This window comes from Arthrobacter sp. R-11 (genome assembly GCF_049913155.1).
In the GTDB taxonomy this organism is placed as follows: domain Bacteria; phylum Actinomycetota; class Actinomycetes; order Actinomycetales; family Micrococcaceae; genus Arthrobacter.
Genome location: NZ_CP183979.1, coordinates 168,535 through 193,806 on the forward strand (window position 1 = coordinate 168,535; position 25,272 = coordinate 193,806).

Sequence of the window (25,272 nt, forward strand, 5' to 3'; positions counted from 1 at the left end):
TTGGACAAGATCACGCTGACGGGAGTCACCGCCGTCGGACACCACGGGGTGTTCGACTTCGAACGCCGTGAAGGCCAGCCCTTCGTGGTGGACGCAGTGCTGTACACGGATTTTTCCAGGGCGGCCGAAACGGACGACATCGAACACACCGCGCACTACGGCGAGGTGGCGGGATACATCGCGTCCGAGATCAGCGGTGAGCCGCTGAACCTGATCGAGGGGCTCGCGGTCCGCATCGCCGAAGGGATCCTGGCCGGCTATCCCGTGGCCGCCGTCGACGTCACCGTCCACAAGCCGAAGGCGCCCATCGAGGTGCCGTTCGGCGACGTGACGGTGAGTGTTCACCGGGAGCGCACATGATCGAGGGCGCCAGCAAAGCCATCCTGGCGCTCGGCAGCAACCTGGGGGAGCGGAACGACACCCTGTCCACCGCGGTCGCGGACCTCGTGGACCGTCCCGAGGTGCGCCTGCTCGGCGTTTCCCCCGTGGTCCAGACCAAGGCAGTCGGCGGGCCCGAGGGCCAGCCCGACTTCCTGAACATGGTGATCGCCGTCGAGACCACCCTGGGCCCGCACGAGTTGCTGCAGCATTGCCACGACGTCGAGCAAAAGCACCACCGGGTCCGTGAGGTCCGTTGGGGCCCCAGGACCTTGGACGTGGACATCATCGTGTATGGCGAACTCCGCACCGACGACCCCGAACTCACCCTGCCGCACCCGCGCGCCGCTGAGCGTGCCTTCGTGCTCTACCCGTGGGCCCAGCTGGACCCGGCTGCGCGCCTGAACGGCGAAAGCGTAGCCGAGCTCGCGGCGAAGGCGCCGGATTTCCCGGGGCTGCGGCCCTTCGACGGTTTCGACGGCGACGGCGGGGCCGGACGCACCGCGGACGCCGGCGTGGCCGGCAGCGTCCCCAGGGCGGAGCCGGCATGAAAGCGATGCGCCCGTTCGTCCTGGTGGTCATCGCCGTCGTCCTTGCGGGCGCGGGGTGGCTGACCGTTGTGGCCACCAACCGCTACGGCCTGGCGACGCCGGTCCTTCCGGCCTCGGCACTTGTCACGATGGGCGTCATTGCCGCGATCACCCTGGTCATGGGCATCCGCGTACTGCGCTGGCGCAATGGCAAGAAGAAGTCGCTGCTGAACCCGATCCTGGCTGCACGCACCTTGATCCTGGCCCAGGCCTGCGCCTATGTGGGAGCGATGCTGCTGGGCTGGCATGCCGGGATCGTGGTGGAGCAGCTGCGGATCTGGAGCTTCCGCAGTGAGCAGCCGATCCTTTGGCTCGCCCTCATCATGGGCGGCGGCGGACTGGTCATGCTGGTGGTGGGCCTGGTGGTCGAGCGTTTCTGCCGGATCCCCCCGGAGGACCTGGAAGGCGGCGCCGGAAATACGGGACCCCGTCGCGGGGACGCCAAGGGTGAAGGTGAATATGCATTCCGCCGCGATTGATCCGCCCGGCATCGGATGGCAACGGGTTTCCCCGAAGTATGTGACCGTGCGCCTGGTCGAATGGGCCGTCGGCAACCTGCTTTTCGTGGCTGTGCTCAGCCTGCCGCTGGTGTTCGTCCTGCTGGGCGGGTGGCTCTGGCTGCCCCTGTGGCTTGCCGTGACCGTGCCGGCCGCCATGTTCGTGCTCGCGCTGTGGCGCCTGGTGCTGATCCCGCGCCAGGTCAGGGCCATCGGATACGCCGAGCGCAACGACGATCTCCTCATCCGCCGCGGCATTTTCTTCCAGCGCACCATGGTGGTCCCCTACGGACGCATGCAGTACGTGGACGTCGCCGTAGGTCCCGTGGAACGCGCGCTCGGCCTGTGCACCCTGAAGCTGCACACGGCGTCCCCCGGCACGAACGCCCTGCTGCCCGGACTCCCGGCCGCCGAAGGTGCCCGGCTCCGCGAACAGCTCACCGCCCGCGGTGAAGCACGGCTGGCAGGTCTGTGAGCGCGTGTCCGTGGACGTGAACCGGGAACGGCCAGCGGTCGACGCCGGCTGGCACCGCGTGCACCCGGCGTCGCCGTTCGTGCGCGGGTGGGTGGCGCTGGCCGCCGTCGTCGTCTTCTTCGGACGCGACATCTTCGAGCGCGCGCTGCAGGGCCGCGAACTGCTCGAGGAGGGCCTCAACGGGCGGATCCTGTGGCTGCTGGCCGGCGGCGCAGCGCTGCTGCTGGTCACCGTGGCGGGCTTCGTCCTGAGCTGGTACTTCACCCGCTACCAGCTCAGCGAAGGCTACGTCCGCGTCAACACAGGTTTCCTCTTCAAGCAGCAGCGCCAGGCGCGCCTGGATCGGGTGCAGGCCATCGACATCGTGCAACCGCTGCTAGCCCGGATCTTCGGGCTCGCCGAGCTGAAGTTCGAGGTGGCCGACGCCGGCGAGTCGGCCGTGCGACTGGCGTACCTGCCGATCGGGCAGGCGAAGCAACTGCGCGCCACCATCCTGGGGCGGGCAGCGGGGGTGGTGGCCGACGGCGGCGAAACCGCACCCGTTCCGGAGGCGCCCGAGCAGGTGGTCCTCAGCGTCCCGCACGGCCGGCTGGTCGGCTCCCTGCTGCTGAGCGAACAGAGCTTCTTCGTGGTGCTCGGCGCGATCGCCTCGGTAGTGTTCTCGGTGCTCACCGAATCCGGCGCGGTGATCCTCTACCTGATCCCGGCGATCCTCGGCCTGGGCGCGGCGTACTGGAAGTCGTTCAACAAGGGCTTCAACTTCACAGCGGCGATCTCGCCGGACGGTATCCGACTCCGCTACGGCCTCCTGGACACCCAGGCGCAGACCGTTCCGCCGGGCCGGATCCAGGCGCTGAAGATCACCCAGCCTCCGCTGTGGCGGATCCTCGGCTGGTACCGCATCCAGGTCAACGTCGCCGGCTACGGCGGTGCGCCCGGGAACGAGAACGCCGCCCGCACAACGCTGCTTCCCGTGGGCGGGCTGGGGGAGGTCATGCAGACCCTCGCACTGGTGTTGCCCGATCCCGGCACCCCGGAACCGCACCGGGTGTTCACTGCGGCCTTGAACGGCCTGGACTCCGACGCCGGATTCACCACCACCCCCCGCCGTGCCCGGCTGATTGCCCCGCTGGGCTGGCGGCGCAACGCCTTCCTGTCAACCGGTACCGCCCTGCTGCTGCGCTCCGGCCGGTGGTGGCGGCAGGTGGTGCTCGTGCCGCACCAGCGCACCCAGTCCATGGCGCTCACTCAAGGACCGGTGGCGCGCCGCTTCGGAGTGGCGGACCTGGTGCTGCACACCACCGCCGGTCCCGTGGTTCCGCGGCTGATCCAGGCCGACGTCGGAGAAGCGGTTGCGTTGTTCGACCAGCAGGCCGCCCGCGCCAGGGAAGCCCGCAAACGCCAGACCAGCGAGCAGTGGCTCGCAGAACTCTCACGGGCCGGCTCCCTGCCGGTGCGGCTGCAACCGCCCGCGCCGCTGCAGGCGCCCGCTGACCCGACCCCAACAACTCCCCAGGAGGAACCCCGCCATGGCTAGGCCCGGACGACTCGGCGTCGGAATCATCGGCGCCGGCAAGGTGGGCGCAGTGCTAGGTGCCGCACTGCGCGCGGCCGAGCACGCCGTCGTCGGGGTTTCCGCCGTTTCGGAGGACAGCCGGGAACGCGCCGAAATCCTGCTGCCCGGCGTCCCCGTCCTGGACATCCAGGACATCGTGGAACGCGCCGAACTGGTGCTGCTCGCCGTACCGGACGACGTACTCGGCGAGCTCGTCGACGGACTGGCCAAGCTCGGGGCCTGGCAGCCGGGTCAGCTGGTGGCACACACCTCGGGCCGCTTCGGCGTCGGTATCCTGCAGCCTGTCCGCGCGGCCGGGGCGATCCCGCTGGCACTGCACCCGGCCATGACCTTCACAGGCATGAGCCTGGACCTGGCCCGGCTCCAAGACTGCACTTTCGGAGTCACGGCGGATGCCGCCATGCTGCCGATCGGCCAGGCGCTGGTGATGGAGATGGGCGCCGAACCCGTCGTCATCGCCGAAGCGGACCGCACCATCTACCACGCAGCCCTTGCCCATAGCTCGAATCACATGGCCACCCTCGTGGCGCAGGGCTCGCAGCTGCTGCGGGAGATCGGCGTCGAGAATCCCGAAACCATGCTCGGTCCGCTGCTGCGCGCAACCCTCGAAAACGCCCTCGCCTCCGGCGAATCGGCATTGACCGGACCGGTGGCGCGCGGCGACGCCGGCACCGTTGCCGGGCATGTGCGGGCCCTGCGCGAACACGACGCCGGCGGCGATATCCTGTCCGCGTACCTCGCGATGGCGCGCGCAACAGCACTGCGCGCCGCGAAACGCGGGCTGCTCAACGGCCCGCAGTTCAGCGGGATCGAAGCCGCCCTCGACGGCCAGGACACAGACGGCCAGGACACAACGGACACCCCGGAAGGCAACTGACATGGGAATCAAGCTCGTCACCACCGCGGCGGAACTGCGCGCCGAGGGCGCCCGGCTCCTCAAGGGAAAGGGCGGCAGCTCGCTTGGTTTCGTCCCCACCATGGGCGCCCTGCACTCCGGCCACGCCACCCTGGCGCGCACCGCCGTCGCCGTGAACGACGTCACCGCGGTCTCGATCTTCGTGAACCCGCTGCAGTTCGGCGACGCCGTGGACCTGGACCGCTACCCGCGCACCCTCGAGGCGGACATGGAACTCCTCGACGCCGAAGGCGTGGACCTGGTGTTCGCCCCCTCCGTCGAGGAGGTCTACCCGGACGGCCAGCCGCTGGTCCGCGTGACCTCCGGCCCGCTGGGCGAAAAGTGGGAGGGCGCCTCCCGCCCCGGCCATTTCGACGGCGCGCTCACTGTGGTCGCCAAGCTGCTGCACTACGGGCTTCCGGCCGGTCCGGCGGCCGACGGCGGTGCTGCCGCCTACCGGGCCTATTTCGGCCAGAAGGACGCGCAGCAGCTGGCGCTCGTCCGCCGCATGGTGGCCGACCTGAACTTTCCCGTTGAGATCGTCGCCGTACCCACGGTGCGTGCCGAGGACGGGCTGGCACTGTCCAGCCGCAACCGCTTCCTCAGCGCGGAGGAACGCGAAGCCGCGCTGGTCCTTTCCCGTGCCCTGCGCCTGCTGGAGCAGCGCGCCAACGCGCACGAACCGCTGGACCTGTCCTCCGCCGTCGCGCTTGTCCGCTCCCAGCCGTTCGTGGAGCTGGACTATTTCGACGTCGTGGACCCGCGCACGCTGGAGCCGCTCGCGGAGAACTGCCAGGACACCCCCTTCCGCGGGGAAGGCCTGGCAATCATCGCCGCGAACGTGGGCCCGGTCCGGTTGATCGACAACATTCCGCTGGATTCCTGAAATTCGTCCATCTGCCGGAGGAATTTTGCTGTTTCCTGCTGACGGGAATGCGTCAGCGTCCTAGACTGTTGCAGTTTTCACCGGTTGATCTCCGGCCGACTCCACACTCGATGCACCCATTTGGGGGGTCCCTCTTGTCTACCGACATCACGTCCGATGCCCACGGCAATCCCGTGCAGAATACTTCAACTCCCGTCGACAAGATGCCGCGCGAATCCGTCACGGTCATTGTCACGCTCCTCGTCGCCACTTTCGTGGTGATCCTCAACGAAACCATCATGAACGTCGCCCTGCAGCGGCTCATGACCGACCTCGCGATCGACGCACCCACGGTCCAGTGGTTGTCCACCGGCTTCATGCTGACCATGGCCGTTGTCATTCCGACCACCGGCTTCATCCTGCAGCGCCTCACTACCCGTGCGGCCTTCCTCCTGGCCATGGGCCTGTTCAGCGGCGGCACCCTGCTGGCCGCCCTGGCACCGGGGTTCCTGGTGCTCCTGCTGGCGCGGATCGTGCAGGCCAGCGGCACGGCCATCATGCTGCCGCTGCTGATGACCACCATCCTGACCCTGGTTCCGCTGTCTCGCCGCGGCGCCGTCATGGGCAACGTGACCATCGCGATCTCGGTAGCCCCGGCCCTTGGCCCGACCGTGTCCGGGATCATCCTGGACCACTTCTCCTGGCGGTTCATGTTCATCTTCGTGCTGCCTGTGGCCCTGGCCGCCCTGGGCATCGGCGCGCGCTACCTGAGCAACATCGGCGAGCAGGGCTCCATCAAGCTCGATTTCCTGTCCGTGCTGCTCACGGTGCCGGCCTTCGGCGGAGTGGTTTACGGCCTGAGCCAGATCGGCGGCAACGGCGGAGCCACGGCCGTGCCCCTCGCCGCGCTCGCCGTCGGCGTGGTCTGTCTGGCCGTGTTCGTGTTCCGCCAGCTGAAGCTGCAGAAGGAAGATTCGCCGCTGCTGGACCTGCGCGCCTTCAACTTCCGCATGTTCACGGTGTCCACCCTGCTCATGGTGGTCGCCATGATGGCGCTCTTCGGCGGAGTCATCCTGCTGCCGCTGTACCTGCAGAACGTGCTGCACCTGCTGCCGATGGAAACCGGCCTCGCATTGCTCCCCGGCGGCCTCGCCATGGGCATGCTGGGACCGGTCATCGGCCGGATCTTCGACAAGGTAGGGCCCCTGCCTCTCACCGTCACGGGCTCGGTCCTGATGGTGCTCACCTTGTGGCAGTTCAGCGCCCTGAACCAGTCCAGCGAGGTCTGGTGGGTGGTTGTCCTGCACGTCCTGCTGAGCTTCGGCCTGGCGCTGCTGTTCACTCCGGCGTTCACCACCGGACTGAACCCGCTGCCGCCGCACCTGTACTCGCACGGTTCGGCCATCATGAGCACCCTGCAGCAGGTGGCCGGTGCAGCGGGCACCGCACTGCTGATTTCCATCTTCGCGGTCGTGTCCGCGGCGTCCGGAATCGTGGCCGGCATGCAGGCGGCGTTCCTGACAGCCGCAGTCATTGCCGTCATCGCCGTGGTGCTCTCCGCGATGATGCGCAAGACCGAAGGGGCAGCGGGACACTAAGCGCCCAGCCCCACCCTCCGAGCACTGCCCGACGGCGCCGCATCACCAACCCGTGGCGCGGCGCCGTTTGCGTGTTCCTGGCCGAGTGCCCGTTGAGCGGGTGTCCGTTGATGTGGGTGCCCGCGGATGTGAGCGGCCTCATACGAGCGTCTTTCGGCCTGGACCGGGCCCGAGAGGGGCGGTTTTTCCCGGGTTTCCGTGGGATTACGGGGGTGCGGAGCGGGTGGAAACCTGATTTGCCCGGGTGCCGTCGGGGCGTGTAATGTTTTCTGAGTCGCCGCCGCTGAAGCGGAAAAATTGCGACAGACTCCCTTTCAAACGGAAGCCAATTACTGGTTCGCTTTACCGCGTCCGGGTGCGGCTCCGGGAGTTCCTGACTGGTTTGTCCCGTATGGTTTCCGAATCCGGAAGTTGCGGCGGGAGTGCCGGTCTGGTAAGTTTGAAAAGTTGCTCCGGAGCGATCCTGAATGTTTGGTTTGGGTGGTGCCGGGTGTGTCTGTTGTTTGAGAACTCAATAGTGTGCCAAGTTTGTTGATACCGATTTTTTATGAATTGGTTATTTGCCGGGCTGTCCGCCCCTGTGGATGGTCTGGTTTTTAGCTGGTTTCAAATTTTGTGCAGCGTGTCCGGGTCTTTTTCCGGCCCGGGTGTGTTGTGTCTGTTTTTGTTTTACTTCAACGGAGAGTTTGATCCTGGCTCAGGATGAACGCTGGCGGCGTGCTTAACACATGCAAGTCGAACGATGATCCGGTGCTTGCACCGGGGATTAGTGGCGAACGGGTGAGTAACACGTGAGTAACCTGCCCTTGACTCTGGGATAAGCCTGGGAAACTGGGTCTAATACCGGATATGACCTTTCACCGCATGGTGGGGGGTGGAAAGCTTTTTGTGGTTTTGGATGGACTCGCGGCCTATCAGCTTGTTGGTGGGGTAATGGCCTACCAAGGCGATGACGGGTAGCCGGCCTGAGAGGGTGACCGGCCACACTGGGACTGAGACACGGCCCAGACTCCTACGGGAGGCAGCAGTGGGGAATATTGCACAATGGGCGCAAGCCTGATGCAGCGACGCCGCGTGAGGGATGACGGCCTTCGGGTTGTAAACCTCTTTCAGTAGGGAAGAAGCGAAAGTGACGGTACCTGCAGAAGAAGCGCCGGCTAACTACGTGCCAGCAGCCGCGGTAATACGTAGGGCGCAAGCGTTATCCGGAATTATTGGGCGTAAAGAGCTCGTAGGCGGTTTGTCGCGTCTGCTGTGAAAGACCGGGGCTCAACTCCGGTTCTGCAGTGGGTACGGGCAGACTAGAGTGATGTAGGGGAGACTGGAATTCCTGGTGTAGCGGTGAAATGCGCAGATATCAGGAGGAACACCGATGGCGAAGGCAGGTCTCTGGGCATTAACTGACGCTGAGGAGCGAAAGCATGGGGAGCGAACAGGATTAGATACCCTGGTAGTCCATGCCGTAAACGTTGGGCACTAGGTGTGGGGGACATTCCACGTTTTCCGCGCCGTAGCTAACGCATTAAGTGCCCCGCCTGGGGAGTACGGCCGCAAGGCTAAAACTCAAAGGAATTGACGGGGGCCCGCACAAGCGGCGGAGCATGCGGATTAATTCGATGCAACGCGAAGAACCTTACCAAGGCTTGACATGGACCGGACCGCCCTGGAAACAGGGCTTCCCTTCGGGGCTGGTTCACAGGTGGTGCATGGTTGTCGTCAGCTCGTGTCGTGAGATGTTGGGTTAAGTCCCGCAACGAGCGCAACCCTCGTTCCATGTTGCCAGCGGGTTATGCCGGGGACTCATGGGAGACTGCCGGGGTCAACTCGGAGGAAGGTGGGGACGACGTCAAATCATCATGCCCCTTATGTCTTGGGCTTCACGCATGCTACAATGGCCGGTACAATGGGTTGCGATACTGTGAGGTGGAGCTAATCCCAAAAAGCCGGTCTCAGTTCGGATTGGGGTCTGCAACTCGACCCCATGAAGTCGGAGTCGCTAGTAATCGCAGATCAGCAACGCTGCGGTGAATACGTTCCCGGGCCTTGTACACACCGCCCGTCAAGTCACGAAAGTTGGTAACACCCGAAGCCGGTGGCCTAACCCCTTGTGGGAGGGAGCCGTCGAAGGTGGGACCGGCGATTGGGACTAAGTCGTAACAAGGTAGCCGTACCGGAAGGTGCGGCTGGATCACCTCCTTTCTAAGGAGCAACTGCCCTTTTGTGGTGGTGGCTGCATGGTCGCCGTCCGGGGGTCAGGAGTACAGCCCATTGCGCAGGCGTCTGTTCTGCGGTGGGTGCTCATGGGTGGAATATCAACGAATCAAACTGGTTTTGGCATGGCCTTGGTGGTTGTGTCCTGTGGTTAGTACGGTGTCTGTGCCCTTTTGGGGTGTGGGTGTTGGGAACGCTGCGGGGTGCGGACTGTCGTGGGTTGTGTTTGGTGCACTGTTGGGTCCTGAGGCAACAGGACCTGCAACGATGAGTTGCCGGGCCCGTCAGGGGTGCCCCCCTTTTTTGTGGGGGTGTTCTGGGGTTTCTGGTTTTCCTGTCCTTGCCGATCATGCGCATGGTTTGTGTGTGTGGGGTGTGGGGGTTGGGGTTGTTGTTTGAGAACTACATAGTGGACGCGAGCATCTTGTAAGCAATTTTGTTTAGAAGTTTTTTGATCTGTGTGGTCAAGTTTTTAAGGGCACACGGTGGATGCCTTGGCATCAGGAGCCGATGAAGGACGTAGGAATCTGCGATAAGCCTGGGGGAGTTGATAACCGAGCGGTGATCCCAGGATGTCCGAATGGGGAAACCCCGCACAACGCCGTTTTCGGTGATTGTGTGACCCGTACCTGAATATATAGGGTGCGTGGGGGGAACGCGGGGAAGTGAAACATCTCAGTACCCGCAGGAAGAGAAAACAACAGTGATTCCGTTAGTAGTGGCGAGCGAACGCGGATCAGGCTAAACCGACCCATGTGTGATAGCCGGCGGGCGTTGCGTGGGCGGGGTTGTGGGGCAGTTGCGTGCTGGTTCTGCCGGACCGGCGGGGTGTGTGTGCGTGCATAGGCGAACGGTTTTGAAAGGCCGGCCGGAGAGGGTGTGAGTCCCGTAGCCGTAATGTGTTGTGCCGCCCTGGTGAGTGTTCCCAAGTAGCACGGGGCCCGAGAAATCCCGTGTGAATCTGTCAGGACCACCTGATAAGCCTAAATACTTCCTGATGACCGATAGCGGACCAGTACCGTGAGGGAAAGGTGAAAAGTACCCCGGGAGGGGAGTGAAACAGTACCTGAAACCGTGTGCTTACAATCCGTCAGAGCAGCCTTGTTGTTGTGATGGCGTGCCTTTTGAAGAATGAGCCTGCGAGTTAGTGTTACGTCGCGAGGTTAACCCGTGTGGGGTAGCCGTAGCGAAAGCGAGTCTGAACAGGGCGAGTGTAGTGGCGTGATCTAGACCCGAAGCGGAGTGATCTACCCATGGCCAGGTTGAAGCGACGGTAAGACGTCGTGGAGGACCGAACCCACTTCAGTTGAAAATGGAGGGGATGAGCTGTGGGTAGGGGTGAAAGGCCAATCAAACTCCGTGATAGCTGGTTCTCCCCGAAATGCATTTAGGTGCAGCGTTGCGTGTTTCTTGCCGGAGGTAGAGCTACTGGATGGCCGATGGGCCCTACAAGGTTACTGACGTCAGCCAAACTCCGAATGCCGGTAAGTGAGAGCGCAGCAGTGAGACTGTGGGGGATAAGCTTCATAGTCGAGAGGGAAACAGCCCAGACCACCAACTAAGGCCCCTAAGCGTGTGCTAAGTGGGAAAGGATGTGGAGTTGCTTAGACAACCAGGAGGTTGGCTTAGAAGCAGCCACCCTTGAAAGAGTGCGTAATAGCTCACTGGTCAAGTGATTCCGCGCCGACAATGTAGCGGGGCTCAAGTACACCGCCGAAGTTGTGGCATTCACACATGTTCCTAGCCTTCGTGGTTCAGGGGTGTGGATGGGTAGGGGAGCGTCGTGTGGGCGGTGAAGCTGCGGTGTGAACCAGTGGTGGAGCCTACACGAGTGAGAATGCAGGCATGAGTAGCGAAAGACGGGTGAGAAACCCGTCCGCCGAATGATCAAGGGTTCCAGGGTCAAGCTAATCTGCCCTGGGTAAGTCGGGACCTAAGGCGAGGCCGACAGGCGTAGTCGATGGACAACGGGTTGATATTCCCGTACCGGCGAAGAACCGCCCATACCAAGCGGGGGATACTAACCGCCCGAAACCTGCCCTATCACCCTTTGGGTGTGTGGGTTTTGGTGGAGCGCGGGACCTGATCCCGGGAGGTAAGCGTATTAACAGGTGTGACGCAGGAAGGTAGCCGGGCCGGGCGATGGTTGCCCCGGTCTAAGGACGTAGGCCGTTCCATAGGCAAATCCGTGGAACATGCAGGCTGAGATCTGATGGGACCCCCGCATGGGGGGATCCGGTGATCCTATGCTGCCTAGAAAAGCATCGGCGCGAGGTTCCAGCTGCCCGTACCCCAAACCGACACAGGTGATCAGGTAGAGAATACCAAGGCGATCGAGAGAATTATGGTTAAGGAACTCGGCAAAATGCCCCCGTAACTTCGGGAGAAGGGGGGCCCGGACCGTGAGACCCACTTGCTGGGTGGAGCGGGCAAGGGCCGCAGAGACCAGGGGGAAGCGACTGTTTACTAAAAACACAGGTCCGTGCGAAGTCGCAAGACGATGTATACGGACTGACTCCTGCCCGGTGCTGGAAGGTTAAGAGGACCGGTTAGCTCTTCGGAGCGAAGCTGAGAATTCAAGCCCCAGTAAACGGCGGTGGTAACTATAACCATCCTAAGGTAGCGAAATTCCTTGTCGGGTAAGTTCCGACCTGCACGAATGGAGTAACGACTTCCCCGCTGTCTCAACCATAAACTCGGCGAAATTGCAGTACGAGTAAAGATGCTCGTTACGCGCAGCAGGACGGAAAGACCCCGAGACCTTTACTATAGTTTGGTATTGGTGTTCGGAGTGGCTTGTGTAGGATAGGTGGGAGACTGTGAAGCCCGGACGCCAGTTCGGGTGGAGTCATCGTTGAAATACCACTCTGGTCACTTTGGACATCTAACTTCGGCCCGTGATCCGGGTCAGGGACAGTGCCTGATGGGTAGTTTAACTGGGGCGGTTGCCTCCTAAAAAGTAACGGAGGCGCCCAAAGGTTCCCTCAGCCTGGTTGGCAATCAGGTGTCGAGTGTAAGTGCACAAGGGAGCTTGACTGTGAGAGAGACATCTCAAGCAGGGACGAAAGTCGGGACTAGTGATCCGGCGGTACATTGTGGAATGGCCGTCGCTCAACGGATAAAAGGTACCTCGGGGATAACAGGCTGATCTTGCCCAAGAGTCCATATCGACGGCATGGTTTGGCACCTCGATGTCGGCTCGTCGCATCCTGGGGCTGGAGTAGGTCCCAAGGGTTGGGCTGTTCGCCCATTAAAGCGGTACGCGAGCTGGGTTTAGAACGTCGTGAGACAGTTCGGTCCCTATCCGCTGCGCGCGCAGGAAATTTGAGAAGGGCTGTCCTTAGTACGAGAGGACCGGGACGGACGAACCTCTGGTGTGTCAGTTGTACTGCCAAGTGCACCGCTGATTAGCTACGTTCGGATGGGATAACCGCTGAAAGCATCTAAGCGGGAAGCTCGCTTCAAGATGAGATTTCCATGCACCTCGTGTGTGAGAGGCCCCCAGCCAGACCACTGGGTTGATAGGCCGGACGTGGAAGACAGGACCAACGACTGTCGAAGCCGACCGGTACTAATAGGCCGACAACTTACACCACACAAAAACATCAAAAGCTACGCGTCCACTATGTGGTTCCCGGACAACAACCCAGGAACCAAACCGGCACACCACCGGACAACCGAATACAACCAGCAACACCTGGTAACCAACAGTCTTCCCACCCCGCACACACGCGGGGACGGGTAACAAGGTTACGGCGGTCATAGCGTGGGGGAAACGCCCGGTCCCATTCCGAACCCGGAAGCTAAGACCCACAGCGCCGATGGTACTGCACCCGGGAGGGTGTGGGAGAGTAGGACACCGCCGGACAACCATTACAGGTCGAGGCCCCCGAAGAACACCTTCGGGGGCCTCCCGCATTTAACCCACAAACAGGGCCGTCTGCTGGACGGCAGCCCGGTCGCGTTCCGACCTTGACCACCTGTCGGGGTCCGGAGCCATAATCTTCGAATGACTAAGTATCTGATCTCGTTCCCCGCTGAGGCCATGGTGGTCCCGGAGGAGGACTTTGCGCCGGTAGTCGAAGCTTCGCATGCCGTCATCGAGGAGGCCAAGGCGGCTGGTGTTTACGTCTTTGGCGGCGGGATCGATGCGACAGTACCCCCAGTGCTCGTGGCCGGTGACGGCACCGTTGCCGAGGGAACCTACCCGGACCACAAGGTGCCCAACGGGGGCTACACCGTTCTCGAGTTGCCCTCGCGGGAGGCGGCACTCGAGTGGGCTGCGAAGATCGCTGCAGCCTGCCGTTGCCGGCAGGAGGTTCGGCAGTTCCACTACGACCCGGCCAGCTGACGGGGCCAGCCAGGACTATCTCAGGCGCTCATTGCAGCCTCCTGATTTTGGCTTCAAGGGCTGCGCGCTCGGCGCCGTTCCCGCACATCCTGATGGCATCTTGGAGTGCTGCACGCGCCTCCTCCCGGCGCCCCAGCCTGGCGAGCAGCTCACCCCGGACCGCAGGAAGCAGGTGGGAAGCGGCAAGCTTGCCACCGGCAGCTATCGAGTCCACCAGTTCCAGCCCTGCGGCAGGCCCCGAGGCCATGGCGACGGCAACGGCGTGATTGAGTTCGATGATGGGCGACGGCGCCAACCGCCCGAGCGCCTCGTAGAGGACAACGATCCGCGGCCAGTCGGTGGCGGCCACGGAGTCTGCTACAGCATGGCACTCGGCGATGGCTGCCTGCAGGCCGTAGGCGCCGAAGCCGCGTCCGGCGGCCGCTGCGCGTTCGAGTGCAGCCCGCCCCCGTCGGATCGCCGAACTGTCCCAGCGCCGACGGTCCTGGTCCTCGAGCAGCACGGGCCGCCCGGCGTCGTCGGTCCTTGCAGGGAAGCGGGCGGCGGTAAGCTCCAGCAGCGCGAGGAGGCCGAATACTTCCGGCTCGGGCTTCAGCTTGACCATCATGCGGGCCAGGCGGCGGGACTCGTCCGTGAGGCCGCTGCGGATCCAGTCCTCACCGCCGGATGCGTAAGATCCCTCGGTAAAGGTCAGGTAGATGACCTGCAGGACCGAACCGAGCCGCTCGTCCAGCTCGTGGGCCTCGGGCACCGCGAACCGGACCCCGGCGGCGGCCAGTGTCTTCTTGGCCCGGGTGATCCGCGCCTGGATAGTGGCAACAGGCACAAGGAACGCCTTCGCAATCTCTTCGCTCCCCAACCCGCCGACCACACGCAGCGTCAAGGCGATCCGTGCTTCCTTGGACAGCACCGGATGGCAGGCAGTGAACATCAGGGCGAGGACGTCGTCGTCGATAGCCTCATAGTTGAACAGCTCATCGGCTCCGGGTTCTTCGGAAAGCTCCCGGGCAAGGACTGCATAGCGCTCATCGAGCGCCGACCTGCGCCGGAACGTGTCGATGGCGCGGCGCCGTCCTGTGGTGAGCAGCCAGGCCGCAGGCTGCTCCGGAACCCCGTTGACCGACCAGGACACCAGCGCCTCGGCAAGTGCTTCCTGGGCAAGGTCTTCCGCCAGGGGAAAGTCTCCCGTGTAGCGGGCCAGGGCGCCGACGATCCGGGCGGACTCCATCCGCCAGACGGCCTCGACGGCGCCCCGCGCCCCGCTGTTTTTCACGAGCGGATCAGAGCTGCCCGGTCTGCTCGCGCCAGGCGCGCTCCTTCTGGATCCACTTGTTGTCCTGCGGGAATTCGTCGATGGTGGTCACCCGACGGATCTCTGTCTTGCTGCCTGCTGTCATGGGCGCCCGTTTGGCCCACTCGACGGCTTCCTGCTTCGAGGCGACGTCGAGGATGTAGTAGCCGGCGAACAGCTCCTTGGTTTCACCGTACGGGCCGTCCGTCACCACTGGGGTGTCTCCGGTGAAGTCCACCACCACGCCTTCGTTGGCGTCGTCCAGTCCCTCCGCCGCGAGCAGCACGCCGGCGCGAATCAGTTCGTCGTTGAACTTGCCCATGGCATCCATGATTTCGGCGAAGTCCGTGTTCGCGAACGCCGCGAAAGACTCGTCCGTTGGACGCATGATCAGCATGTACTTGGCCATGATGTTCTCCTTGGTTCCGGAAGGTCGCCTTCCGACCTTCTCACCCATAGGTCGAACGGCACCAGAGCAGATCGACACCTGCCCAGGATTTTTCCGCACGCTCGACGGCGGGTGCCCGACGGCGTGGGGCGGCTTGCGGGGCGGGTTTGCGGACGCCTTCGGGTGGGCATCTTGGGGTGGGAGTTCTGATTTGCCTCTCCTCCTGGAACCGTGTAATGTTTTCTGAGTCGCCGCGAGAGGGACGGAAGAGCTGAAAGGCTTGGAGGTTCCGGAAGGCGGCAGAATCCCTTTCTTAGACGGCCACTTTTGGTGACGCACTTTGCTGCGTCGTGTGGCCTGCGGTTTGTGGAACTGTTGTTTGAGAACTCAATAGTGTGCCAAGTTTGTTGATACCGATTTTTTATGAATTGGTTATTTGCCGGGCTGTCCGCCCCTGTGGATGGTCTGGTTTTTAGCTGGTTTCAAATTTTGTGCAGCGTGTCCGGGTCTTTTTCCGGCCTGGGTGTGTTGTGTCTGTTTTTGTTTTACTTCAACGGAGAGTTTGATCCTGGCTCAGGATGAACGCTGGCGGCGTGCTTAACACATGCAAGTCGAACGATGATCCGGTGCTTGCACCGGGGATTAGTGGCGAACGGGTGAGTAACACGTGAGTAACCTGCCCTTGACTCTGGGATAAGCCTGGGAAACTGGGTCTAATACCGGATATGACCTTTCACCGCATGGTGGGGGGTGGAAAGCTTTTTGTGGTTTTGGATGGACTCGCGGCCTATCAGCTTGTTGGTGGGGTAATGGCCTACCAAGGCGATGACGGGTAGCCGGCCTGAGAGGGTGACCGGCCACACTGGGACTGAGACACGGCCCAGACTCCTACGGGAGGCAGCAGTGGGGAATATTGCACAATGGGCGCAAGCCTGATGCAGCGACGCCGCGTGAGGGATGACGGCCTTCGGGTTGTAAACCTCTTTCAGTAGGGAAGAAGCGAAAGTGACGGTACCTGCAGAAGAAGCGCCGGCTAACTACGTGCCAGCAGCCGCGGTAATACGTAGGGCGCAAGCGTTATCCGGAATTATTGGGCGTAAAGAGCTCGTAGGCGGTTTGTCGCGTCTGCTGTGAAAGACCGGGGCTCAACTCCGGTTCTGCAGTGGGTACGGGCAGACTAGAGTGATGTAGGGGAGACTGGAATTCCTGGTGTAGCGGTGAAATGCGCAGATATCAGGAGGAACACCGATGGCGAAGGCAGGTCTCTGGGCATTAACTGACGCTGAGGAGCGAAAGCATGGGGAGCGAACAGGATTAGATACCCTGGTAGTCCATGCCGTAAACGTTGGGCACTAGGTGTGGGGGACATTCCACGTTTTCCGCGCCGTAGCTAACGCATTAAGTGCCCCGCCTGGGGAGTACGGCCGCAAGGCTAAAACTCAAAGGAATTGACGGGGGCCCGCACAAGCGGCGGAGCATGCGGATTAATTCGATGCAACGCGAAGAACCTTACCAAGGCTTGACATGGACCGGACCGCCCTGGAAACAGGGCTTCCCTTCGGGGCTGGTTCACAGGTGGTGCATGGTTGTCGTCAGCTCGTGTCGTGAGATGTTGGGTTAAGTCCCGCAACGAGCGCAACCCTCGTTCCATGTTGCCAGCGGGTTATGCCGGGGACTCATGGGAGACTGCCGGGGTCAACTCGGAGGAAGGTGGGGACGACGTCAAATCATCATGCCCCTTATGTCTTGGGCTTCACGCATGCTACAATGGCCGGTACAATGGGTTGCGATACTGTGAGGTGGAGCTAATCCCAAAAAGCCGGTCTCAGTTCGGATTGGGGTCTGCAACTCGACCCCATGAAGTCGGAGTCGCTAGTAATCGCAGATCAGCAACGCTGCGGTGAATACGTTCCCGGGCCTTGTACACACCGCCCGTCAAGTCACGAAAGTTGGTAACACCCGAAGCCGGTGGCCTAACCCCTTGTGGGAGGGAGCCGTCGAAGGTGGGACCGGCGATTGGGACTAAGTCGTAACAAGGTAGCCGTACCGGAAGGTGCGGCTGGATCACCTCCTTTCTAAGGAGCAACTGCCCTTTTGTGGTGGTGGCTGCATGGTCGCCGTCCGGGGGTCAGGAGTACAGCCCATTGCGCAGGCGTCTGTTCTGCGGTGGGTGCTCATGGGTGGAATATCAACGAATCAAACTGGTTTTGGCATGGCCTTGGTGGTTGTGTCCTGTGGTTAGTACGGTGTCTGTGCCCTTTTGGGGTGTGGGTGTTGGGAACGCTGCGGGGTGCGGACTGTCGTGGGTTGTGTTTGGTGCACTGTTGGGTCCTGAGGCAACAGGACCTGCAACGATGAGTTGCCGGGCCCGTCAGGGGCGCCCCTTTTTTGTGGGGGTGTTCTGGGGTTTCTGGTTTTCCTGTCCTTGCCGATCATGCGCATGGTTTGTGTGTGTGGGGTGTGGGGGTTGGGGTTGTTGTTTGAGAACTACATAGTGGACGCGAGCATCTTGTAAGCAATTTTGTTTAGAAGTTTTTTGATCTGTGTGGTCAAGTTTTTAAGGGCACACGGTGGATGCCTTGGCATCAGGAGCCGATGAAGGACGTAGGAATCTGCGATAAGCCTGGGGGAGTTGATAACCGAGCGGTGATCCCAGGATGTCCGAATGGGGAAACCCCGCACAACGCCGTTTTCGGTGATTGTGTGACCCGTACCTGAATATATAGGGTGCGTGGGGGGAACGCGGGGAAGTGAAACATCTCAGTACCCGCAGGAAGAGAAAACAACAGTGATTCCGTTAGTAGTGGCGAGCGAACGCGGATCAGGCTAAACCGACCCATGTGTGATAGCCGGCGGGCGTTGCGTGGGCGGGGTTGTGGGGCAGTTGCGTGCTGGTTCTGCCGGACCGGCGGGGTGTGTGTGCGTGCATAGGCGAACGGTTTTGAAAGGCCGGCCGGAGAGGGTGTGAGTCCCGTAGCCGTAATGTGTTGTGCCGCCCTGGTGAGTGTTCCCAAGTAGCACGGGGCCCGAGAAATCCCGTGTGAATCTGTCAGGACCACCTGATAAGCCTAAATACTTCCTGATGACCGATAGCGGACCAGTACCGTGAGGGAAAGGTGAAAAGTACCCCGGGAGGGGAGTGAAACAGTACCTGAAACCGTGTGCTTACAATCCGTCAGAGCAGCCTTGTTGTTGTGATGGCGTGCCTTTTGAAGAATGAGCCTGCGAGTTAGTGTTACGTCGCGAGGTTAACCCGTGTGGGGTAGCCGTAGCGAAAGCGAGTCTGAACAGGGCGAGTGTAGTGGCGTGATCTAGACCCGAAGCGGAGTGATCTACCCATGGCCAGGTTGAAGCGACGGTAAGACGTCGTGGAGGACCGAACCCACTTCAGTTGAAAATGGAGGGGATGAGCTGTGGGTAGGGGTGAAAGGCCAATCAAACTCCGTGATAGCTGGTTCTCCCCGAAATGCATTTAGGTGCAGCGTTGCGTGTTTCTTGCCGGAGGTAGAGCTACTGGATGGCCGATGGGCCCTACAAGGTTACTGACGTCAGCCAAACTCCGAATGCCGGTAAGTGAGAGCGCAGCAGTGAGACTGTGGGGGATAAGCTTCATAGTCGAGAGGGAAACAGCCCAGACCACCAACTAAGGCCCCTAAGCGTGTGCTAAGTGGGAAAGGATGTGGAGTTGCTTAGACAACCAGGAGGTTGGCTTAGAAGCAGCCACCCTTGAAAGAGTGCGTAATAGCTCACTGGTCAAGTGATTCCGCGCCGACAATGTAGCGGGGCTCAAGTACACCGCCGAAGTTGTGGCATTCACACATGTTCCTAGCCTTCGTGGTTCAGGGGTGTGGATGGGTAGGGGAGCGTCGTGTGGGCGGTGAAGCTGCGGTGTGAACCAGTGGTGGAGCCTACACGAGTGAGAATGCAGGCATGAGTAGCGAAAGACGGGTGAGAAACCCGTCCGCCGAATGATCAAGGGTTCCAGGGTCAAGCTAATCTGCCCTGGGTAAGTCGGGACCTAAGGCGAGGCCGACAGGCGTAGTCGATGGACAACGGGTTGATATTCCCGTACCGGCGAAGAACCGCCCATACCAAGCGGGGGATACTAACCGCCCGAAACCTGCCCTATCACCCTTTGGGTGTGTGGGTTTTGGTGGAGCGCGGGACCTGATCCCGGGAGGTAAGCGTATTAACAGGTGTGACGCAGGAAGGTAGCCGGGCCGGGCGATGGTTGCCCCGGTCTAAGGACGTAGGCCGTTCCATAGGCAAATCCGTGGAACATGCAGGCTGAGATCTGATGGGACCCCCGCATGGGGGGATCCGGTGATCCTATGCTGCCTAGAAAAGCATCGGCGCGAGGTTCCAGCTGCCCGTACCCCAAACCGACACAGGTGATCAGGTAGAGAATACCAAGGCGATCGAGAGAATTATGGTTAAGGAACTCGGCAAAATGCCCCCGTAACTTCGGGAGAAGGGGGGCCCGGACCGTGAGACCCACTTGCTGGGTGGAGCGGGCAAGGGCCGCAGAGACCAGGGGGAAGCGACTGTTTACTAAAAACACAGGTCCGTGCGAAGTCGCAAGACGATGTATACGGACTGACTCCTGCCCGGTGCTGGAAGGTTAAGAGGACCGGTTAGCTCTTCGGAGCGAAGCTGAGAATTCAAGCCCCAGTAAACGGCGGTGGTAACTATAACCATCCTAAGGTAGCGAAATTCCTTGTCGGGTAAGTTCCGACCTGCACGAATGGAGTAACGACTTCCCCGCTGTCTCAACCATAAACTCGGCGAAATTGCAGTACGAGTAAAGATGCTCGTTACGCGCAGCAGGACGGAAAGACCCCGAGACCTTTACTATAGTTTGGTATTGGTGTTCGGAGTGGCTTGTGTAGGATAGGTGGGAGACTGTGAAGCCCGGACGCCAGTTCGGGTGGAGTCATCGTTGAAATACCACTCTGGTCACTTTGGACATCTAACTTCGGCCCGTGATCCGGGTCAGGGACAGTGCCTGATGGGTAGTTTAACTGGGGCGGTTGCCTCCTAAAAAGTAACGGAGGCGCCCAAAGGTTCCCTCAGCCTGGTTGGCAATCAGGTGTCGAGTGTAAGTGCACAAGGGAGCTTGACTGTGAGAGAGACATCTCAAGCAGGGACGAAAGTCGGGACTAGTGATCCGGCGGTACATTGTGGAATGGCCGTCGCTCAACGGATAAAAGGTACCTCGGGGATAACAGGCTGATCTTGCCCAAGAGTCCATATCGACGGCATGGTTTGGCACCTCGATGTCGGCTCGTCGCATCCTGGGGCTGGAGTAGGTCCCAAGGGTTGGGCTGTTCGCCCATTAAAGCGGTACGCGAGCTGGGTTTAGAACGTCGTGAGACAGTTCGGTCCCTATCCGCTGCGCGCGCAGGAAATTTGAGAAGGGCTGTCCTTAGTACGAGAGGACCGGGACGGACGAACCTCTGGTGTGTCAGTTGTACTGCCAAGTGCACCGCTGATTAGCTACGTTCGGATGGGATAACCGCTGAAAGCATCTAAGCGGGAAGCTCGCTTCAAGATGAGATTTCCATGCACCTCGTGTGTGAGAGGCCCCCAGCCAGACCACTGGGTTGATAGGCCGGACGTGGAAGACAGGACCAACGACTGTCGAAGCCGACCGGTACTAATAGGCCGACAACTTACACCACACAAAAACATCAAAAGCTATGCGTCCACTATGTGGTTCCCGGACAACAACCCAGGAACCAAACCGGCACACCACCGGACAACCGAATACAACCAGCAACACCTGGTAACCAACAGTCTTCCCACCCCGCACACACGCGGGGACGGGTAACAAGGTTACGGCGGTCATAGCGTGGGGGAAACGCCCGGTCCCATTCCGAACCCGGAAGCTAAGACCCACAGCGCCGATGGTACTGCACCCGGGAGGGTGTGGGAGAGTAGGACACCGCCGGACAACCATTACAGGTCGAGGCCCCCGAAGAACACCTTCGGGGGCCTCCCGCATTTAACCCACAAACAGGGCCGTCCCCGCCCACGCGAACCGGGCTCAGCCGGCGAAGAACGCTGCCAGTTCGGAGATGAGCCTGTCCGGTGCCCGGTTGGCGCCGTCATGCCCGTAGCCGGGAAGGATGGTGTAGCTGGAACCGGACAGGACGTCGTGGATCTGGCCGCAAGCCACCCCGAAGTAGGCGGGGCTCTTTTCGCCCACCACGATAAGGGTTTCAAGCGGAAGGTCGAGGAAGGGCTCGGCAGGCATATCCGCGGCGATGACAGCCTTGATTTCGCGGACCCCGGCCTGCATCAGTTCCCGCATCTGCTTGCCCATGGGCGTCCCGGCGGTCAGCTTGTTGGCGAGCGTGAGCATGGACAGCGGCATCCGCGAGAAGGCGCCCCCGGTCTCCACACCCTTCACCAGGACGGCGAGCCCGCGGTCGAAGTCTCCCGCCGCCGTCGCACGTTCATATTCGGCCGTCCAATCGGCCTTGACGCTGTGGTTGACCGATACAGCCGGGTCGTACACCGCCAGACGTTCCACCGGCAGTGTCCGCGCCGCGTGCAGCGCGACGGCGCCGCCGAAGCTGTGCCCGAAGACATCCGTGCTCCCGGTGTGCTCCATGACGGCGGCGAGGTCCCGGATGTCGACGTCGAGGGTGTAGTCCCGCGGCTGCGGTGAAGAGGCGCCTCGGCCGCGGCGGTTGAAGGTGTGCACGGGCCGGCCGAGCGCCGCGCTGAGTTTCTGCGCGAATTTCGTGTAGTCCGCGGCGGTCACCATCGAAGCCGGCACAACGACGACGCCGTTGCCCTTTGAGCCTGCTTCGCCGCCAGTGGTGAAGACCTCAAGGGTCGCGCCGTCGGGGGTGGTGATCTTCTCGCTCGTCATGGCTTGAGCCTAACGGAGCTACCTGAACGCTGACAGTACGCAACGCAGCCGCCGTTGCCGCCTACGCCCGGAAGTAGCCGGCAATGTCCGAGACGAGTTCCTTCACCGCGGCAGGGACCGAACCGTGTTCACACTTCGGCGAGAGTTTGAGCTCGCTGCCCGGAACTGCCGCGTGGAGGCGTGTGGCGGTGACCTTGTAGTAGTCGGGGCTCTTTGCGCCCACCAGGAAGCAGGTGCCGGCCGGCAGCCCGGAGAAGTCTGCCGCGCTGAGCGGCTCCTCCATGGCGGCCTTCAGTTCGCCGACGGCGGTGGGCATGAGTTCGCGGAACAGGCGGTTGACCCCGGTCCGGGAAACGACGGCCATGAGCGCTGCCAGCACCGGTTCCGGGACCCGCGCGAGTGGGCTCCCCGGGGCCAGGCCTTTCTTGGCACGGGCCATTGCCAGGTCCGGCCGGCCGGCGTTGAGCGCTTCCTCGAAGCCGGAAAGCCAGGAAGGGTTGATGCTTCCCTCGATGTTGACGGCGGCATCGTACACTGCAAGTTTCGAGGCCTCATGCTCCGTACCGGCGAACTCCGCGGCGGCATTGAGTACCACGGACCCGCCGAGGCTGTGCCCGAAAATACTCCGGCCTCCGGTGGCGCCGAGCACGGTGCGGACGTCAGCGATTTCCGTGGCCATGGAGTATCCCCGAGGTTGTCCGCTGGATTGTCCGCGGCCGCGCCTATCGTAGACGTCAACGGCCCATCCATCACCCAGGCCGGACGCCAGCGCCATCGCGAACGGGCGGTAGATCAAAGCCGTCAGGAAGGCTCCGCCGACCACCAGGACCCGCCGCTGCGGAGGCGCCCCGGCGGTGCCGTAGCTGTAGAGTGCCAGCCGTCCGCCGTCGTCGGTTTCCAGGGTGCGTTCCTCCATTTGGGACAGTCTAGATGGCGGCCGCCTCCGCGCCGGACGGTCCGCGGCCCGAGGTTCCCGGCTCCGCTAGAATTAAGCCTTGTGACTTCAGAAAACACCCCCTCCACAGAGCCCGCAGACGCAAGCGAACAGATGCGCATCCGCATGGAGAAGCGGAACAAGCTGATCGAGCGCGGCGGCGAAGCCTACCCGGTGGGTGTTGAGCGGACCCATTCGCTCGCGGAGGTCCGCGAAAAGTACGGACACCTCCAGGCTGACGAGACCACCGGGGACACCGTGGGAATCACCGGCCGCGTCGTGTTCATCCGCAACACCGGCAAGCTGTGTTTTGCCACGCTCCAGGAAGGCGGCGTGGACGGCAAGGGCGTCCGCCTCCAGGCGATGCTCAGCCTGGCGAACATCGGCGAAGAAGGCCTGGCCGACTGGAAGGCCCTCGTGGACCTCGGCGACCACGTCTTCATCACGGGCGAAGTCATCTCCTCACGCCGCGGCGAGCTCTCTGTCATGGCCGATTCCTGGTCCATGGCGTCCAAGGCCCTGCGCCCGCTGCCAGTGCTGCACGCCGGGCTGAACGAGGAGACCCGGGTCCGCCAGCGCTACGTGGACCTCATGGTCCGCGACGAAGCCCGCGAGATGGTCTACACCCGCGCGGCGATCACCCGTTCCGTCCGCGACACCCTGGACCGCCACGGCTACGTCGAGGTGGAGACCCCGATCCTGCAGCTGGTCCACGGCGGCGCCACCGCCCGCCCGTTCGAAACCCACATGAACGCCTTCGACCAGAAGATGACCCTGCGCATCGCCACGGAACTCTTCCTCAAGCGCGCAGTGGTGGGTGGCATCGACCGTGTCTACGACATGGGCCGCGTGTTCCGCAACGAAGGCGTCGATTCCACGCACAGCCCGGAATTCACCACCCTGGAATGCTACGAAGCCTGGGCAGACCAGTTCGTCATGGCCGAGCGGATGAAGGAAATCGTCCTCAACGTCGCCGACGTCGTGGGCACCCGCACTATCCAGACCGAGGCCGGCGAGATCAACCTCGATGGCGAATGGGCCTGGCTTGCCGTCTACCCGGGCCTGTCCGAGGCCGTGGGCGTGGAAATCACCCCGGACACCACGGTGGAAGAACTCCGCGAGATTGCCGCCAAGCACGAAGTCAAGGTGGACCCGAAGTGGGACGCCGAGAAGCTCGCGGTCGAATTGTTCGGCGAAATCGTCGAGCCGACCCTGTTGAATCCCACCTTCGTGTACAACTACCCGCCGTCGGCCCAGCCGCTGGCCCGCCCGCACCGCGAGGACGGCCGGCTGATCGAAGCCTGGGACCTGATCATCGGCGGCATGGAGCGAGGCACCGCATTCTCCGAGCTGATCGACCCCGTCATCCAGCGCGAACGCCTCACCGAGCAGTCTCGCCGCTCCGCGGCTGGCGACGTGGAGGCAATGCAGCTCGATGAGGACTTCCTGCGGGCCCTCGAGTACGGCGCGCCGCCGATGGGCGGAATCGGCCTCGGCATTGACCGCCTGGTGATGCTCTTCACCGGAGCCGGAATCCGCGAGACCATCCTGTTCCCCCTCCTCAAGCCCGAAGGCCACTGATCATGGAATATATCGCCGTCCTTGCGCCCTCCGTTGTAGTGGGGCTGCTTTTCTGGTTTGCCATGAAGTCCATCTTCAACGCGGACAAAGCGGAACGGCAGGCAGAAGCCCGCGCCCAGAGGGAGGCGGGCGCCGGAAATATGGCATCTCCCGACGGCGGTCCGACTCCCGCTAAATAGCCTCTTTCGGGTGGGACCCGCGGAAATTGTTTATGTCTTTGACGTCCTGTGGCACGCTGGACGATAATCTTTAATTAGCAGGACATAAAACTGCATCCCCCATCCCCCGAAGAGAGTCTTTTCAATGGCACAGAAAGTCAAAATCATCCTCGTCGACGACCTGGACGAGGGCGAAGCCGACGAAACCGTCCGGTTTGCGCTCGACGGAGTCAGCTACGAGATGGACCTGTCCACGGTAAACGCGTCAAAGCTGCGCGGCGCCCTGGAGCCTTTTGTCGCGAAAGCCCGTAAAACGTCCACGGGACGCGCAGTCCGCAGCAGGGCATCCGCAGGAAGGAACCAGGATTCGGCGCAGATCCGTCAATGGGCGCGCGATAACGGATACACGGTAAACAGCCGCGGACGCATCCAGGCGGAAATTCAGGAAGCATACCAGAAGGCAAATTCCTAGCGAATCCGCAGGATTCCGGTTTCGCCGGGTTCCAGGATCCGAAACAGGATGAATTGCCGGTTTATCCGCCACCTCGAAAACCATGGGGGAATTCGAATTGCGGTGGGGCGACCGGCGCGGCTGCCGGCAGGC

Annotated in this window: 16 protein-coding genes and 6 rRNA genes; 18 read left to right on the forward strand and 4 right to left on the reverse strand. The window is 62.1% G+C overall.

Annotated elements, in window-relative coordinates; genetic code table 11:
• The 12 genes from folB to ACN9M4_RS00905 all read left to right on the forward strand — a co-directional run bounded on the left by folB (position 1) and on the right by ACN9M4_RS00905 (position 13,436).
• Positions 1–360: a dihydroneopterin aldolase gene (gene folB, locus ACN9M4_RS00850; RefSeq protein ID WP_426301459.1), complete on the forward strand. Its 360-nt coding sequence runs from the start codon at positions 1–3 to the stop codon at positions 358–360.
• The gene (gene folK / locus ACN9M4_RS00855; RefSeq protein ID WP_426301461.1) at positions 357–929 is read left to right on the forward strand and encodes a 2-amino-4-hydroxy-6-hydroxymethyldihydropteridine diphosphokinase; all 573 of its coding nucleotides are present in this window, start codon (positions 357–359) and stop codon (positions 927–929) included. The genes folB and folK overlap by 4 nt, the downstream gene beginning before the upstream one ends.
• Entirely contained in the window at positions 926–1,447 is a 522-nt protein-coding gene (locus ACN9M4_RS00860; RefSeq protein ID WP_426301463.1) for a DUF3180 domain-containing protein, read from the forward strand. The genes folK and ACN9M4_RS00860 overlap by 4 nt, the downstream gene beginning before the upstream one ends.
• Positions 1,428–1,940 carry a PH domain-containing protein gene (locus ACN9M4_RS00865; protein WP_426303571.1) on the forward strand — a complete coding sequence of 171 codons (513 nt, stop codon included), beginning with the start codon at positions 1,428–1,430 and terminating at the stop codon, positions 1,938–1,940. The genes ACN9M4_RS00860 and ACN9M4_RS00865 overlap by 20 nt, the downstream gene beginning before the upstream one ends.
• Before the next feature lie 4 nt (positions 1,941–1,944).
• Positions 1,945–3,477 (forward strand): PH domain-containing protein, encoded by a 1,533-nt coding sequence (locus tag ACN9M4_RS00870; RefSeq protein ID WP_426301465.1) that lies wholly within the window; start codon positions 1,945–1,947, stop codon positions 3,475–3,477.
• Positions 3,470–4,393 carry a Rossmann-like and DUF2520 domain-containing protein gene (locus ACN9M4_RS00875; protein ID WP_426301467.1) on the forward strand — a complete coding sequence of 308 codons (924 nt, stop codon included), beginning with the start codon at positions 3,470–3,472 and terminating at the stop codon, positions 4,391–4,393. Before ACN9M4_RS00870 ends, ACN9M4_RS00875 begins: the two co-directional genes overlap by 8 nt.
• Before the next feature lies 1 nt (position 4,394).
• Positions 4,395–5,297: a pantoate--beta-alanine ligase gene (panC, locus tag ACN9M4_RS00880; RefSeq protein WP_426301469.1), complete on the forward strand. Its 903-nt coding sequence runs from the start codon at positions 4,395–4,397 to the stop codon at positions 5,295–5,297.
• Positions 5,298–5,431: 134 nt separating this feature from the next.
• A complete protein-coding gene (locus tag ACN9M4_RS00885; protein ID WP_426301471.1) occupies positions 5,432–6,874 on the forward strand; it encodes a DHA2 family efflux MFS transporter permease subunit in 1,443 nt (480 codons plus the stop codon).
• 674 nt (positions 6,875–7,548) lie between these two features.
• A 16S ribosomal RNA gene (locus ACN9M4_RS00890) occupies positions 7,549–9,073 on the forward strand.
• A gap of 474 nt (positions 9,074–9,547) precedes the next feature.
• Positions 9,548–12,681 (forward strand): 23S ribosomal RNA (locus ACN9M4_RS00895).
• A 155-nt stretch (positions 12,682–12,836) separates the two neighbouring features.
• Positions 12,837–12,953 (forward strand): 5S ribosomal RNA (rrf, locus tag ACN9M4_RS00900).
• The 16S, 23S and 5S rRNA genes sit together here, the layout of an rRNA operon.
• Before the next feature lie 141 nt (positions 12,954–13,094).
• Complete coding sequence (locus ACN9M4_RS00905; RefSeq protein WP_426301473.1) at positions 13,095–13,436, forward strand: YciI family protein; 342 nt, start codon at positions 13,095–13,097, stop codon at positions 13,434–13,436.
• A gap of 28 nt (positions 13,437–13,464) precedes the next feature.
• Here the strand turns inward: ACN9M4_RS00905 and ACN9M4_RS00910 are convergent, their stop codons facing one another.
• Positions 13,465–14,664: an RNA polymerase sigma factor gene (locus ACN9M4_RS00910; protein WP_426303355.1), complete on the reverse strand. Its 1,200-nt coding sequence runs from the start codon at positions 14,662–14,664 to the stop codon at positions 13,465–13,467.
• Positions 14,665–14,716: 52 nt separating this feature from the next.
• Positions 14,717–15,136, reverse strand: a complete 420-nt coding sequence (locus tag ACN9M4_RS00915; protein ID WP_426301475.1) for a YciI family protein — start codon at positions 15,134–15,136, stop codon at positions 14,717–14,719.
• Positions 15,137–15,665: 529 nt separating this feature from the next.
• Between ACN9M4_RS00915 and ACN9M4_RS00920 the strand changes: the two genes are divergently transcribed.
• From ACN9M4_RS00920 to rrf (ACN9M4_RS00930), 3 genes are all read left to right on the forward strand, one after another.
• Positions 15,666–17,190, forward strand: a 16S ribosomal RNA gene (locus ACN9M4_RS00920).
• Positions 17,191–17,662: 472 nt separating this feature from the next.
• A 23S ribosomal RNA gene (locus ACN9M4_RS00925) occupies positions 17,663–20,796 on the forward strand.
• A gap of 155 nt (positions 20,797–20,951) precedes the next feature.
• Positions 20,952–21,068 (forward strand): 5S ribosomal RNA (gene rrf, locus ACN9M4_RS00930).
• A 93-nt stretch (positions 21,069–21,161) separates the two neighbouring features.
• Here the strand turns inward: rrf (ACN9M4_RS00930) and ACN9M4_RS00935 are convergent.
• Together ACN9M4_RS00935 and ACN9M4_RS00940 are read right to left on the reverse strand one after the other, a co-directional pair.
• Positions 21,162–21,995 (reverse strand): alpha/beta fold hydrolase, encoded by an 834-nt coding sequence (locus tag ACN9M4_RS00935; RefSeq protein WP_426301477.1) that lies wholly within the window; start codon positions 21,993–21,995, stop codon positions 21,162–21,164.
• Between the two features lie 61 nt (positions 21,996–22,056).
• Positions 22,057–22,911, reverse strand: coding sequence for an alpha/beta hydrolase (locus ACN9M4_RS00940; protein ID WP_426301479.1), 855 nt, complete (start codon positions 22,909–22,911; stop codon positions 22,057–22,059).
• A gap of 81 nt (positions 22,912–22,992) precedes the next feature.
• Between ACN9M4_RS00940 and lysS the strand changes: the two genes are divergently transcribed.
• From lysS to ACN9M4_RS00955, 3 genes are all read left to right on the forward strand, one after another.
• Complete coding sequence (gene lysS / locus ACN9M4_RS00945) at positions 22,993–24,510, forward strand: lysine--tRNA ligase (protein WP_426301481.1); 1,518 nt, start codon at positions 22,993–22,995, stop codon at positions 24,508–24,510.
• A 2-nt stretch (positions 24,511–24,512) separates the two neighbouring features.
• The gene (locus ACN9M4_RS00950; protein WP_426301482.1) at positions 24,513–24,689 is read left to right on the forward strand and encodes a hypothetical protein; all 177 of its coding nucleotides are present in this window, start codon (positions 24,513–24,515) and stop codon (positions 24,687–24,689) included.
• Between the two features lie 124 nt (positions 24,690–24,813).
• On the forward strand, positions 24,814–25,140 hold the full coding sequence (locus tag ACN9M4_RS00955; protein ID WP_426301484.1) for a histone-like nucleoid-structuring protein Lsr2: 327 nt from the start codon (positions 24,814–24,816) through the stop codon (positions 25,138–25,140).
• Positions 25,141–25,272: the final 132 nt, after the last annotated feature.

Coding starts and splice junctions, on each gene's coding strand:
- folK (WP_426301461.1), top strand. CDS start 357: ATGATCGAGGGCGCCAGCAAAGCCATCCTGGCGCTCGGCAGCAACCTG.
- ACN9M4_RS00860 (WP_426301463.1), top strand. CDS start 926: ATGAAAGCGATGCGCCCGTTCGTCCTGGTGGTCATCGCCGTCGTCCTT.
- ACN9M4_RS00865 (WP_426303571.1), top strand. CDS start 1,428: ATGCATTCCGCCGCGATTGATCCGCCCGGCATCGGATGGCAACGGGTT.
- ACN9M4_RS00875 (WP_426301467.1), top strand. CDS start 3,470: ATGGCTAGGCCCGGACGACTCGGCGTCGGAATCATCGGCGCCGGCAAG.
- panC (WP_426301469.1), top strand. CDS start 4,395: ATGGGAATCAAGCTCGTCACCACCGCGGCGGAACTGCGCGCCGAGGGC.
- ACN9M4_RS00905 (WP_426301473.1), top strand. CDS start 13,095: ATGACTAAGTATCTGATCTCGTTCCCCGCTGAGGCCATGGTGGTCCCG.
- ACN9M4_RS00910 (WP_426303355.1), bottom strand. CDS start 14,664: ATGGAGTCCGCCCGGATCGTCGGCGCCCTGGCCCGCTACACGGGAGAC.
- ACN9M4_RS00915 (WP_426301475.1), bottom strand. CDS start 15,136: ATGGCCAAGTACATGCTGATCATGCGTCCAACGGACGAGTCTTTCGCG.
- ACN9M4_RS00935 (WP_426301477.1), bottom strand. CDS start 21,995: ATGACGAGCGAGAAGATCACCACCCCCGACGGCGCGACCCTTGAGGTC.
- ACN9M4_RS00940 (WP_426301479.1), bottom strand. CDS start 22,911: ATGGAGGAACGCACCCTGGAAACCGACGACGGCGGACGGCTGGCACTC.
- ACN9M4_RS00950 (WP_426301482.1), top strand. CDS start 24,513: ATGGAATATATCGCCGTCCTTGCGCCCTCCGTTGTAGTGGGGCTGCTT.
- ACN9M4_RS00955 (WP_426301484.1), top strand. CDS start 24,814: ATGGCACAGAAAGTCAAAATCATCCTCGTCGACGACCTGGACGAGGGC.